At 68.4% G+C, this 12861-nt stretch carries 9 protein-coding genes; 2 read left to right on the forward strand and 7 right to left on the reverse strand.

Annotated elements, in window-relative coordinates:
* Window positions 1-40 precede the first annotated feature (40 nt).
* The 5 genes from ABD116_RS05675 to ABD116_RS05695 all read right to left on the reverse strand — a co-directional run bounded on the left by ABD116_RS05675 (window position 41) and on the right by ABD116_RS05695 (window position 6762).
* The gene (locus tag ABD116_RS05675) at window positions 41-2416 is read right to left on the reverse strand and encodes a glycoside hydrolase family 65 protein (protein WP_343965540.1); all 2376 of its coding nucleotides are present in this window, start codon (window positions 2414-2416) and stop codon (window positions 41-43) included.
* Window positions 2413-3177: an HAD family hydrolase gene (locus ABD116_RS05680; RefSeq protein ID WP_343965543.1), complete on the reverse strand. Its 765-nt coding sequence runs from the start codon at window positions 3175-3177 to the stop codon at window positions 2413-2415. Before ABD116_RS05680 ends, ABD116_RS05675 begins: the two co-directional genes overlap by 4 nt.
* A 78-nt stretch (window positions 3178-3255) precedes the next feature.
* Complete coding sequence (locus tag ABD116_RS05685) at window positions 3256-3504, reverse strand: hypothetical protein (RefSeq protein WP_343965545.1); 249 nt, start codon at window positions 3502-3504, stop codon at window positions 3256-3258.
* A complete protein-coding gene (locus tag ABD116_RS05690; protein ID WP_343965546.1) occupies window positions 3501-5750 on the reverse strand; it encodes a transglycosylase domain-containing protein in 2250 nt (749 codons plus the stop codon). Before ABD116_RS05690 ends, ABD116_RS05685 begins: the two co-directional genes overlap by 4 nt.
* 88 nt (window positions 5751-5838) lie before the next feature.
* Window positions 5839-6762, reverse strand: coding sequence for an MBL fold metallo-hydrolase (locus ABD116_RS05695; RefSeq protein WP_343965548.1), 924 nt, complete (start codon window positions 6760-6762; stop codon window positions 5839-5841).
* Between the two features lie 75 nt (window positions 6763-6837).
* On the opposite strand from ABD116_RS05695, the gene ABD116_RS05700 reads away from it, so the two are divergent.
* Window positions 6838-8748: a glycoside hydrolase family 9 protein gene (locus tag ABD116_RS05700; protein ID WP_343965550.1), complete on the forward strand. Its 1911-nt coding sequence runs from the start codon at window positions 6838-6840 to the stop codon at window positions 8746-8748.
* A gap of 46 nt (window positions 8749-8794) precedes the next feature.
* Here the strand turns inward: ABD116_RS05700 and ABD116_RS05705 are convergent, their stop codons facing one another.
* Window positions 8795-9952, reverse strand: coding sequence for a fatty acid desaturase family protein (locus ABD116_RS05705; RefSeq protein WP_343965552.1), 1158 nt, complete (start codon window positions 9950-9952; stop codon window positions 8795-8797).
* A gap of 14 nt (window positions 9953-9966) precedes the next feature.
* Entirely contained in the window at window positions 9967-11061 is a 1095-nt protein-coding gene (locus tag ABD116_RS05710; protein WP_343965554.1) for a ferredoxin reductase, read from the reverse strand.
* Between the two features lie 86 nt (window positions 11062-11147).
* Between ABD116_RS05710 and ABD116_RS05715 the strand changes: the two genes are divergently transcribed.
* A complete protein-coding gene (locus ABD116_RS05715) occupies window positions 11148-12521 on the forward strand; it encodes a PucR family transcriptional regulator (protein ID WP_343965556.1) in 1374 nt (457 codons plus the stop codon).
* Window positions 12522-12861 lie beyond the last annotated feature (340 nt).

Here is a 12861-nt window from a genome sequence, read left to right on the forward strand (position 1 = left end):
GTTTTGTGCAGGTCCGCCGGGGCCGGCCCCGGCGAGTTGGTCAGTGGCGAGTGGAGGTCGTGTTGCCCAGGGCTGACAGCGGCTCGCGCCCGAGCGGCTGCGTCGGCCGGGGCAGCAACGGCTTGCGTGGATGGACCGCGCGGGTCACCGGCTTGCCGGCAGCCACCTGGATCTCCTGCCCCTCATGGAGAATCGCGATACTCGCGTCCGGGCCGTCATGGACGTCGTAGGTGACCTCCTCCTGGCCGATCTGCACCCGCAACCGGACACCCTGCCAGCGAACCGTGAAGGCCAGCTTGTTCAGTCCGGTCGGAAGTACCGGCTGGAAGGACAGCCCGCCCGCACGCGCTCGCAGGCCACCGAAGCCCGCGACGAGTGCGGTCCAAGCACCGGCGAGCGACGCCATGTGCAGGCCGTCGCCGGAGTTGTGGTGCAGGTCGAGCAAGTCGATCAGAGCGGCCTCGTAGGCGTAGTCGTAGGCGAGGTCGAGATGGCCGACCTCCGCTGCCGTCACCGCTTGCACGCAGGCCGACAGCGACGAGTCCCGGACGGTGATCCGCTCGTAGTAGTCGACGTTGCGCGCCTTCTGTTCCGGCGTGAATTCGTCGCCACACCAGAACATCGCCAGTGTCAGGTCCGCCTGCTTGACGACCTGCTTGCGGTACAGCTCGAAGTACGGCGCATGAAGGAGCAGCGGGTACTTGTCCTTGTACGCCTCGAAGTCCCACATCGCGTAGTCGGTGAAGCCCTCCGACTGCGGGTGGACGCCGAGCTCTTCGTCGTACGGGATGTAGACGGCGGCCGCGGCATCTCGCCAGGCGGCCTCTTCCTCCGTGTCCACGCCGAGCCGGCGGGCGTCGTCGGGAAAGCGGGTGACGAAGGACGCCGCGATCCGGAGGTTGCGCGCGGCCATCAGGTTGGTGAAGACGTTGTCATCGGCAACGGCGCTGTACTCGTCCGGGCCGGTGACGCCGGGCAGGTGCCAGTTGCCGTGCCGGTCGTGGTGGCCGAGTGACATCCAGAGCCGGGCGGTCTCGACGAGCAGCTCCAGGCCGCAGTCCTTGATGAAGGTGTCGTCACCGGTGGCGAGGTGATAGCTGTCCACTGCCGCGGCGATGTCGGCGTTGAGGTGGAAAGCCGCGGTGCCGGCCGGCCAGTAGCTCGAACACTCCTGGCCGCGGATCGTGCGCCACGGGAACGCCGCGCCGCGCAGCCCGAGCACCTCGGCGCGCTCCTTCGCCATCCGCAGGGTGCTGTGCCGCCAGCGCAACGCGTCGGCTGCCGCGTCGGGCATGGTGAAGATCAGTACCGGCAGAACGAAGCCTTCGGTGTCCCAGAAGGTGTGGCCGTCGTACCCGGCACCGGTCAGGCCCTTCGACGGGATGGCCCGCCGCTCGGCCCGCGCGCCGGACTGCAGGACGTGGAACAAGGCGAACCGGACCGCCTGTTGCAGCTCCGGATTGCCCTCGACCTCGACATCGGCCGCATCCCAGAAGTCGTCCAGGAAGACGCGCTGCTGGGCGACCAAGCCCTCCCAGCCGGAGAACTTCGCGCCCACCAGTGCCGCCGACACCTGGTCGGTGATCGCAGTCTCCGACCGCAGACTCGACCAGCCGTAGGCGAGGAACTTCACCACCCGGATGGACTCCCCCGGCTGCAACTCGGCCACGACCGTGGTCCGGCCCCAGTCGGCGCGGACGTCGACATCCACTTCGGTACGGGCCGGGCACTCGACCGTGTGGGTCATGCCGGCGGCCATCAGCTGGCCGCTGGACCGGGTCCGGTGGACCAGGATCACTTCCTCGTCGTCACTGTCCTGCGAGACCGCTTGCAGTGGGCTCTCCAGGACGGCCGAGACTCGGGGGTCGTTGGACAGCTTGGGCTGGGTCTCGTTCGCGACCAGCTCCGACTGGACGACGAAGCGGACCGGTTGGTCGACGGCCTCGACGACGTACTCGATCGCCGCGACCGCGCGCTGGGTCAGCGACACCAGTCGCCGCGAGGTCACCTTGATCCGCTTGCCGGCCGGTGAGGTCCAGTCGAGTTCGCGGGTGAGGATGCCGGTGCGGAAGTCGAGACGGCGCTCGTGCGAGTGCAGTTCGCCGTACCGGACGTCGAGGGGCGAGTCGTCGACGAGGAGCCGGATCAGTTTGCCGTTGGTGACGTCGACGAGGGTCTGGCCCGATTCGGGGTAGCCGTAGCCGGCTTCGGCGTACGGGAGCGGGCGCTGCTCGTAGAAGGAGTTCAGGTAGGTACCGGGGATCGCGTACGGCTCGCCCTCGTCGAGGTTGCCGCGCAGGCCGATGTGCCCGTTGGAGAGCGCGAACAGCGACTCCGCCTGGGCGAGCTTGTCCATCGGCAGCTCGGTCTCGCGCAGCTGCCAGGGCTCGATCGGGTGGGGTCCGCGGTCGATCATCGCTTCTGTCCTTCCGGCTCGGCACCGTCCAGCAACTCGGCGAGATCCTTCACCACGATGTCCGCGCCGTGCACCTTCAACTGGTCGGCCTGACCGACCCGATCCACCCCGACCACATAGCCGAACGCACCAGCCCGGCCGGCCTGTACTCCGGCCAGCGCGTCCTCGAAGACGACCGCCTGAGACGGCTCGACCCCGCACCACTTCGCGCCGGCCAGGAAGGTGTCCGGGGCAGGTTTGCCGCGCAGACCCTTCTCGCGGATGGTCACCCCGTCGATCCGGTGCTCCACCAGTGGTGCGAGGCCGGTGACCTCGAGCACCTGCTGGGTGTTCGCGCTCGACGACACCACCACGCGGCGAAGGCCTGCCTCCTTGGCGGCTTCGAGATAGCGCCGCGAGCCTTCGAACACCTGGACGCCGTCGTCGTGGATGCGGCGCAGGACGGCGACGTTCTTCTGGTTGCCGAGCCCGTTGATCGTCTGTTTGCCCGGCGGGTCGTCCGGGTCGCCCTCGGGCAGCGTGATGCCGCGCGAGGTCAGGAAGTCGCGGACGCCGTCAGCGCGCGGCTTGCCGTCGACGTGCGCGTCGTACTCGGCATGAGCGTCGAATGGGACGAACGGTATGCCCGCCTGCTCGGCGTGGGCGCGCAGGAAGTCGTCGAACATCTCCTTCCACGCCGCCGCGTGCACCGCCGCTGTATCGGTCAGCACCCCATCGAGATCGAACAGGCAGACACTGATCTGCCCCGGCAACCCCAACATCGCTCGCCTTCCGGTCGGTGACGTGGTACGAGCATCACGCTCGTAGTCACCGTAGCCGGTGTCCGCCCGGCTCCCCGGTCAGGACGTGCAGAGGAACGGCGGTTGTCCGCCGCCCGAGTGGTACTTGTACTGGGTGCCAGCTGCCTCGAGCACGGTCAGGGTCCCCTGGACCACGGCCTGCGTGTAGAACCTTCCGGGCTGGGGGCAACCAAGGCTCCCGTCGGGCCAGGTCACCTCCTCGGAGCTGACCACGGTCACCTCGGACTCGTCGATCCCGAGGTGGACGGCCAGATCGGCCTTCGCCCGGGCGACCAGCTCCGCGGTCATCGGTGCACCGCCGGTTTGGTGGGAGGCGGCGGCATCACCGGCGGTTTCACCGGTGGCGTCGGCGGCGTCACCGGGGGCTTGGTGGGCGGTTTCGGCGGCTTCGGCTTGTTCTTGTCTTCCTTGGCCTTCTTCGCCTCTTCGTACTTCTTGTCCAGCGCCGCCTGCGCCTTCTGCTGCTCCGGGGTGCCGTTGACCAACCGGTCGCTGGGGGCCGTGAAGCGGAGCAGCGGCATGCCCTGCAGCGCGTTCTGCATCGCCGTCTTCCACAGCGGTCCGGCGGTACCGGAACCGGTCGGGTCGGAGATGTCCTCGCCGTCGAGAGTGTGGCCGTACATCAGGTTCGTGTACGGCAGCGTCGCATCGGCGACCACCGCGGCGCCGGCCAGGTTCGGCGCGTAGCCGGCGAACCAGACCGCCTTGTTCTCCTGGATCGTTCCGGTCTTGCCGGCCAGATCCCAGTTGCCGAAGTTCAGCTTGCCGCCGGTGCCGCCCGGCTCCATCACTGCGCTCAGCACCCGGTTGACCCCGTCGGCCACGCCCGGCTGAAGGGCCTGCCGGCACGTGATGCCCGGCGTCTTGATCGGCCGGCCCGCCTTGTTCACCACCGAGGTGACGATCAGCGGAGCGCAGAACTTGCCGCGGGCGGCGAAGGTCGCGTAGGCGTTCGAGAGCATCAGCGGCGTCGTGTAGCCGACGCCGAGGGTGAACGAGACCACCTGGTCCAGCGGGCCGAGGGTCTGCGCGTTGTACATCCCGAGCTTGGCCGCGATGGTGGCCGGCGCACACAACCCGGTGCGCTGGGACAGCTGCAGGAAGTAGGTGTTGGTGGAGGCCCGGGCCGCCTCGACCATGCTCAGGTAGCCGCTCTTGGTGGAGTTCTGCGGCGTGTAGTCCGGGTCCTCGGTGGTGCCCTTGCAGGTGGTGAATTTCTTGCCGCTGAGGTCGATCTGCTTCGGCGAGTTGATCTTGTAGCTCATCGGCAGGCCCTTGGACAGCGCCGCCGCGATCGTGAAGGCCTTCATCGTCGAGCCGTTCTGGAACCCGCCGTAGCCACCGGCGTACGACTTCTCGACGTTGTAGTTGTACGCCGTCTGGTTCCGCCCGGCCCCGTACGGCCGGCTCTGCACCATCGCCTTCACCAGCCCGGTGCCGGGCTGGACGATGGTGATCGCCGCGATGGCGGAGTCGGACCGCTTCGTGTGCTGGGCGATCGAGGCCTGGGCGGCGGCCTGGATCCTCGGGTCGATCGAGGTGCGGATCGTCAGCCCGCCCGTCTTGAGGAAGTGTTCCCGCTCGTCCCGGGTCTTGCCCAGCGCCGGGTTCTGCAGCAGCTTGGACACGGCGTACTCGCAGAAGAACGGGTACGGCGAGTTGGCGCAGCCGTTCTTGACCTTGTGCATCTTGCTCAGGTCGATCGGCGTCTTGATCGCCGCGGCGGCCTGCTGGGCGGTGATCACGTTCAGCTCGGCCATCCGGCGCAGTACGACGTCACGCCGTTCCCGGGACCGCTTGAGGTTGTTGGTCGGGTCGTACCCGGTCGGGTTCTTCACCAGCCCGGCGAGCATCGCGGACTGCGCCAGGTTGAGATCCTTGGCCGCCACGTGGAAGTAGTGCTGCGCGGCCGCCTGGATGCCGTAGGTGCCGTCGCCGAAGTTCACCAGGTTCAGGTACTTCTCCAGGATCTGGTCCTTGGAGTACTCCTCCTCGACCGCGATCGCGTACCGCAGCTCGGCCAGCTTGCGCTCGTAGGTGACCGCGGTCGCCTGCTCGCGCTGCGCCTGGGTCTTCGCCTTCTCGACCAGGGTCAGCTTCACGAACTGCTGGGTGATGCTCGATCCACCCTGCTGGACGCTGCCCTCGGACTGGTTGCGGACCAGCGCCCGCAGAGTGCCCTTGGCATCGAGCGCGCCGTGCTCGTAGAACCGGTCGTCCTCGATCGCGACGATCGCCTTCTGCATGATCGGGCTGACCTTGTCCAGCGTCACCGGCACCCGGTTCTGCTCGTACAGGGTCGCCACCAGGCTGCCGTCCGCCGCCAGAATCCGGCTCCGGGTCGCCAGCGGAGCCGTCGTCAGCTCGACCGGCAGATCCTTCACCGACCCGGCCACCGTGGCCGTGCTGCTGCCCGCGAACCCCGCGAACGGAATCACCAGCCCAGCCGACAGCGCACCCGCGAGAACACTCACGCCGATCAACTTGACCAAGGCCTGAGTACCACCGCGTACGCCTCCCCTGGCTGAACGCATGAACCCAAGAGTAGTCGACACCAGCTCACCGGTCAGCCACAGGCATGTTCCCAGCCTGAATCTGCGCTCAGGACAAGGCACGGGCCTGCTACGGGCGGGTTGGTAGGAGTCTTGGGGGTGGGGCGAGGGGTGTTGAGGGGATCGGGTGCCAGGTGGCGGTGCCGGCGGGGGTGGTGAGGACTTGGCCGAAGGGTTGGTCGCCGAAGTGGCAGGCGAAGGCGATTGTGTTGGGTTTGGTTAGTTCGGTCAGGAGGGTGGTGCGGGCAGCTAGGACTGCGGCGGCGTCTACGTCTGGGCGGGACGGCCAGGTCGGGTTGGTGATCTGGGCGGGGATGTGGAAGCCGTCGCCGAACGCGATCACGCGGGTGTCACCGGCTGTGATGACGTACGCGGTGTGGCCGGGGCTGTGGCCGGGGGTCAGGAGGGCGTGGACGCCGGGGAAGATCTCCTCGCCATCGGCGATCTCGGTGTGGTCGGGGATGAGCGGTTCGATGACCGCGGAGCGGGCGGGGGCGCCTGGGATGAGTTCGCCGCGGCCGTGCGGGGCCCATTCGGAGTCTGCGATCAAGTACCGGGCTGTTGGGAAGTACTTGCTCGGTTTGTCGCCAGCGGTGAACGCCCAGCCGGTGTGGTCGACGTGCAGGTGGGTGAAGGCGACGGCCTCGATCTCGTCGGGTGAGAGGCCGGCGCTCTTCAGTACTTCGGGGAGGCTGCCGCTGTTGGCGTAGCCGATGATGCTGTCGCCGATCGGAATCGGGCCCTGGTAGTCGCCGAGGCCGACGTCGAGCAGGATCGCCCGGCCGTCGCGCTCGACCAGCAAGCCGCCGGCGGACATCGCGACCAGGCCCTGCTCGTCGAGGGCCTCTGGATGCGCGGCCCAGTACGACTCCGGGATCTCCGGGAAGAACTCCTGCGGGATCAGCCCCATCGCACCGTCGACGACGAACGTCAGCCGGACCCCGTCCTGCTCCCACACCCGTACCGCCGATTGCTCCCCCAGTGTCCCCGGCATCTGTTTCCCTCGCTCGTGGTCGGCTCTTTCGGCCGAAGTTATCAGCGGGGGTCAATGTGCTGTTGGATGATTCGGGTGCAGGCAAAAGACTCCCAGACCCCTTGCGTACTGGTCGCCCACCTCGGTTACGGGACCTCGGCAACCAAGGCTGTCGTCGCCGTTCTCCCCGACCTTCCGTTCACCGCCGAGCTCCACGGACCGGACGGAATCTCGGTACTCCGGCCAGGTCCCGTCGAGCACGTTCCGGGGTGGACCGGTGGTCCGTACTCGCGGATCCCACTCCCCGGAGTACTTGCCCCCGGCACCTATTCCGTGCGGGTCGTCGCCGAGGGTCTGGACGTGCGGTCGGAGCCCTTCGTCGTAGCGCCGGAACGCCTGCAACGACAGACGATGTCGGACGTACTGGCCTACTTCAAGGCCATGCGTTCCAGCGGCGAAATCGACCGCAAGGACCGGGCCGCGCAGTTCTGGGACGACCCATCCGGCGCAACGGTCGATGCGCGAGGTGGATGGCTGGACGCCAGCGGGGACACCAGCAAGTTCCTGTCCCACCTCACCTATACCTCAACCATGAGCCCGCAGCAGATCCCCCTCTGCGCCTGGGCCATGCTCGCCGCCCGCGACGAACTCGCCGCCCACACCCCTTCCCTCACCCCGGTCCTCGGAGCCCGGCTGCGCGATGAGGCACTCTGGGGCGCAGACTTCCTCACCCGCTTCCGTTCCCCCACCGGCACCTTCTACACCGGCATCTTCGACGCTCTCACCAAACGCCTAGAAGAACGCTTCATCACCGCCCCGCTCCAGAACTCAGTCCGCACCACCCGCTACCAAGCCGCCTACCGCCAAGGCGCCGGCCTAGCCATAGCCGCCCTGGCCCGAGCCTCCACTACCAACACCGACGGCGACTTCCCCCGCTCCGATTACCTAGCTGCAGCCCGCGCCGCCTTCACCCACCTGGAAACCCACAACCGCGGCTACCTCTTCGACCACACCGAATCAATCATCGACGACTACGCAGCCCTCCTAGCCGCCACCGAACTAGCAAGAGCAGAAGCCCTCCCCCACCCCCACCCCCAAGCCGACACGGTCGATCCCATCCAGCCGGACGCCAGCAACGACAGCAGTCCCCTCCGGCCGGACGCGGGGGACGAGAGCAGTCTCATCAGGCCAGAGGCCGGCGGGAGCGGTCCCGTCCCCGGGGCGTCGCGGGCGGCCGCTCGGCGGCGCGCCAGCGCGCTGATCGCCCGCTACGTGCGCGGCGCGGGCGCGGGTGCCGCGTCCAGTGGTCCCACCGTCGGGTTGGGTGCGGGCGCGCGTGGCCTGCGGGGCGGTGGACCCGGGTGGTTTCGGGGTGATGAGGGTGGGCGCCCGTTCTTTCATGCTGCGGAGCCTGGTCTGCCGATCCTTGCCTTGCTCCGGTTCGCCGAGGTTCTGCACGACGCACCTGAAGCGGAGCCTGCACGGGCGACCGCGCTGCAGGCGATGCTCGACACCGTGGACCGGACGGCGTCCATCGCCAATCCGTTCGGGTATCCGCGGGCGCTTACGCAGCCGCTTGGCGGCGTACCTCGGGAGAGCTTCTTCTTTCCGCATGCCAATGAGACCGGGTACTGGTGGCAGGGGGAGAATGCAGCGATTGCGTCGTTGTCGGCGGCTGCCAGCAGCTGTGCGCGGCTCGACGGGGTCAGCGACGAGGATCGCGCGCGGCTGAGGCGGTTCGCGGACGATCAGCTGGCGTGGATCACCGGCAGGAATCCGTTTGATAGTTCGATGGTGCAAGGGCGGGGGCGGAACAACGCGGACTACTCGTCCGACTTTCCCAACCTGCCGGGTGGGATCGTCAACGGGGTCACCTCGGGCTGGAGCGACGAAGATGATGTCGCGTTCCTGCCCGAGGACGCCCCCGAAGGCGACTCCTGGCGATGGGCCGAGCAGTGGATCCCGCACACGGGCTGGTTCCTGCTCGCCGTCGCGGCCGCCGGCTGATCCGACGGCCGTCACGCCTCAGACGATGAGCTGCAGCCGTAGCGGCTCAGGCGGTGAGTTGACCGTTCGCAGGGCCCTGCAGGCGGAAGCGCGCGGCTGCCGACAGCTTCGCCGCGAAGTCGTTGGGCAGCGACAGCCGGAACACCTTCGCCCACGCCGACGCGACCTGCTTCGGCAGCGGGCCGGTCGTGTACGCGAGACCGTAGTCGCGGAACAGCTGCTGCACCTTCGGCGCGATCTCCTGGTACCGGTTGCTTGGCAGATCCGGGAACAGGTGGTGCTCGATCTGGTACGAGAGGTTGCCGGTCATGATGTGCATCGCCCGCCCGCCGGAGATGTTCGCCGAGCCGAGCATCTGACGCAGGTACCACTCACCCCGCGTCTCCCCCTCGATCGACTTCTTCTCGAACGTCTGCACGCCCTCGGGGAAGTGACCGCACATGATCACCGAGTGCGCCCAGATGTTGCGCACCACGTTGGCGGTGAAGTTCGCGGCCAGCGTGTGCAGCGCCGACGGCCCGGACAGCAGCGGGTGGACGACGTAGTCCTTCGTCATCTGCCCACGGATCTTCTTGAACACCTGCTTGGTGCGCGCCTTGAAGTCCGGATTCTGCCGACGCTTCTTGGTCGCCAGGTTCTTGCCCAGCTCCAGGTCGTACGCCGCGATGCCGTACTCGAAGAACATCGCGTTGACGAAGTTCCACAGCGGCTGGGCCAGGTACGCCGGGTACCACTTCTGGTCCTCGTCGACCCGCATGATGCCGTAACCGAGGTCGTTGTCCTTGCCGACCACGTTCGTGTACGTGTGGTGCAGCTCGTTGTGCGAGTGCTTCCACTGCTCCGACGGCGACGCGTGGTCCCACTCCCACTTGGTCGAGTGGATCTTCGGGTCACGCATCCAGTCCCACTGGCCGTGCATGATGTTGTGGCCGATCTCCATGTTCTCCAGGATCTTGGCCACCGACAGGCCCGCGGTACCGATCAGCCAGGCCGGCGGGAACAGCGACGCCAGCAGGACCGCCCGGCTGCCCAGCTCCAGCTTGCGCTGCACGTTGATGACCTTGCGGATGTACGCCGCGTCGGACGCGCCGCGCGCCTCGATCACCTCGGCCCGGATCTCGTCGAGCCGCCGGCCGATCTCCTCGATGTCGTCCGCCGTCAGGTGGGCGATCGGGTTGTCGGCCTTCTTCTGCAGAACAGTCATATGAGTCGTCTTCCTCAACAGTCGATGTCGCACGCGCCGGCCGCGGCCGAGATGCAGGTCTGGATCAGGACGCCGTCGCCGGGCGCGGCAGTGGTCACGTCGCCGGAGCGAAGGTCGCGCACCGAGCCGGAGCGCAGGGGCAGGACACAGGAGAAGCAGATCCCCATCCGGCAGCCGGACGGCATCAGTACGCCGTTCTGCTCGCCCGCGTCGAGGATCGGGGTGGTGCCGTCGAGCTCGATCGTGGTGCCGGTCCCGGTGAAGTGGACGGTCCCACCCTCGCCGGGCTCGGCGAGCGCAGTACGGAATCGCTCGGTGTGCAGGCCGCCCAGTTCGAGCGAAGCCCACTGCTCCTCTAGCGCATCGAGAAGACCGGCCGGCCCACAAGCCCAGGTCTCCCGCTCGGCCAGATCCGGTACTACGTCCGCAAGCGCCGCCACGTCGAGCCGGCCGTGCGTATCGGTGTGCTGCTCGACCAGCCGCAAGTGGCCGGCGTCGGCCCAGGTCCGCAACTCGTCGCCGAAGATGACGTTCTCGGGGCAGGACTCCGAATGCACGAGGACGACGTCGTCGAGCCGATCGAGGCCGGAGCGGAGCATGCCCATGACGGGCGTGATGCCGCTGCCGCCGGTGACGAAGAGAACCTTGCGAGGCGCGCGCTCGGGAAGTACGAAGTCGCCGACGGCCTGGTCGAGGTGGACCAGCTGGCCGGGACGCAGCTCCTGCGCGAGGTGGGCGCTGACGAGGCCGTCCGGGACCGCCTTCGCGGTGATGGTGAGGAGGTCACTCCCCGGCGCGGAGGTCAGCGAGTAGGAGCGCCAGAGGCGGATCCCGTCGACCTCGAGGCCGATGCGGACGTACTGGCCCGGCTGGTGGCCGCGCCAGGCGGCGCCGGGGCGCAGGACGACGGTGACCGCGTCGGCGGTCTCGGGGCGGACCTCGATGACGCGGGCGCGCAGGTCGGCGCCGGCCCGCAGCGGGCGGAACATGTCGAGATACTCGGAAGGGTCGAGCGGATGGGTTGCAGCCGCGGCGACCTTCCAGAGCCGGTCACGCAGCCGCCCCCGGAGGGTGGCCGGGGCCTCGGCGTCGGACGCATACGTGGTCATACACTCCAGCATCCTCGACGCGAGGTGTAGTTTCATGACCAGGAGCGGTGAATCTGTTCTTCGATTTTGTTCGGAGGGAACAAAGAATGGTCGACGTCGATCCGGCCCAGCAGCCAGCCCCCGCTCAGCAGCCACCAGGTCCCGCGCAGCACCATGCGCCGGAGCACGCCAGCCGGACGGCGCGTGGGGCCGCCGAGCTCGAGCTGGGTGAGGCGGCGGTCGAGCTGCTGCGCTCCCGCCTGCCGGACATCGCCGGGCTGACCGTGACCGCGATCATCGTCGAGGTCCCCGCCTACACCAACGCCCTGGCCGGCCCGATGGGCGCCAAGATCGAAGGCGCCGTCCAGCTAGCCCTAGGCGGGTTCCTACGCCTGGCGAGCAGTGGCGACCCCGGTACGCCGCTCGCGCCCGCGCTCGAAGGCGCCTACGTACTAGGCCGAGGCGAAGCCCGCAGCGGCCGCACCATGGACGCCCTCCTGGCCGCCTACCGCGTAGGCGCCCGAGTCTCCTGGCGCGAACTCTCCCGCACAGCCGTCGAAGCAGGCCTCCCCGCCGACACCCTCGCCAAATTCGCCGAACTCGTCTTCGCCTACATCGACGAACTCTCCGCCGCCAGCGTCTCCGGCCACACAGACGAACTGGCCACCACCGGCCGAGTCCGAGAACGCTACCTCCAAGACCTGGCCCTCGGTCTCCTGCACGGCGACTCCCCCGAACAACTCACCGCCCGAGCCGACCGAGCCGACTGGGAACCACCCCGCACCCTGACGGCGGTGATTCTCCCCAGCGCCCAGGTCCGCAGCATGCTGGGTGCCCTGGACCCACGCACTCTGCGCCCCGAAGTCGACCTCACCGAGCTGGCCGAACAGAGCCCCCTCGGCCAGCCGGATCGCTCTGGCCGGGCCGGGCAGCCCGGCCGCCCTGACGAGCTCGGCGAGCCCAGCGATGCCGACGCCGCGGAGCTGGCGGTGCTGCTCGTTCCCGATGCCGACGGGTCCTCTCGGCCGGTCCTGCTCCGCAATCTCCGCGGCTACCAAGCCTGGGTCGGCCCACCCCAACCTTGGGCAGCCGTCCGTACGTCGTACCTGCGAGCACTCCGAGCGCGACAGCTTCACCTCACCGCCGAACCCGATGCCCCCGTCGACACCGAGCGCCACCTGACCACCTTCGTGGTCACCTCCGACCCGGCAGCTCTCGAAGACCTTCGTCGCCAAGTGCTCGCACCCTTCGCGGAGCTCCGGCCGGCCACCGCCGAGCGGCTCACCGAGACTCTCCGCGAGTGGCTGCTGCATCTGGGCCGCCGCGACGAGGTCGCCGCGGCCCTCCACATCCACCCGCAGACCGTCCGCTACCGCATGGGCCAGATCCGCGACCTCTACGGCCCCCGCCTCGACGACCCCCAAGTCGTCCTGGACCTCACGATCGCATTGGCAACGCCGCCCCGCTCTGCCAACGATTGAGCAATCTGGGTGGCGGTTGGCTCCGTGGATTCGGGGTTGGCGCATGGTGAGGGACTGTGGATCGCGTCGCCGGGCTGCGAAAGTGTCCTAGTCGAGGCACTGGGCGTCAAGAGCGCTTCGCGCCCCTGCGGGGTCGAACAAGTTCGACTCTTGACACCCAGCACCGCGACCAGGGAAAGACGCAGCTATCCCGGAGCCGCTGACAAGACCGGCCACAATGGAACGACCAGCCCCCAACGCCCGGCCGACCCGTCATCCGGCCCGCGACGAGCACGGCCGGCCCCGACGAGTGGACAGCGTCGGGGTTCCGGCCCTGATTGCCCTGCCAGTGGCAGGTTTC

The sequence above is a fragment of the Kribbella koreensis genome, from assembly GCF_039525325.1.
Classification (GTDB): Bacteria; Actinomycetota; Actinomycetes; order Propionibacteriales; family Kribbellaceae; genus Kribbella; species Kribbella koreensis.

What these genes read in the sequence shown, in the direction of transcription:
- ABD116_RS05680 (WP_343965543.1), bottom strand. Translation starts at nt 3,177, where the DNA reads ATGTTGGGGTTGCCGGGGCAGATCAGTGTCTGCCTGTTCGATCTCGAT.
- ABD116_RS05690 (WP_343965546.1), bottom strand. Translation starts at nt 5,750, where the DNA reads ATGCGTTCAGCCAGGGGAGGCGTACGCGGTGGTACTCAGGCCTTGGTC.
- ABD116_RS05715 (WP_343965556.1), top strand. Translation starts at nt 11,148, where the DNA reads ATGGTCGACGTCGATCCGGCCCAGCAGCCAGCCCCCGCTCAGCAGCCA.
- ABD116_RS05705 (WP_343965552.1), bottom strand. Translation starts at nt 9,952, where the DNA reads ATGACTGTTCTGCAGAAGAAGGCCGACAACCCGATCGCCCACCTGACG.
- ABD116_RS05710 (WP_343965554.1), bottom strand. Translation starts at nt 11,061, where the DNA reads ATGACCACGTATGCGTCCGACGCCGAGGCCCCGGCCACCCTCCGGGGG.
- ABD116_RS05685 (WP_343965545.1), bottom strand. Translation starts at nt 3,504, where the DNA reads ATGACCGCGGAGCTGGTCGCCCGGGCGAAGGCCGATCTGGCCGTCCAC.
- ABD116_RS05695 (WP_343965548.1), bottom strand. Translation starts at nt 6,762, where the DNA reads ATGCCGGGGACACTGGGGGAGCAATCGGCGGTACGGGTGTGGGAGCAG.
- ABD116_RS05675 (WP_343965540.1), bottom strand. Translation starts at nt 2,416, where the DNA reads ATGATCGACCGCGGACCCCACCCGATCGAGCCCTGGCAGCTGCGCGAG.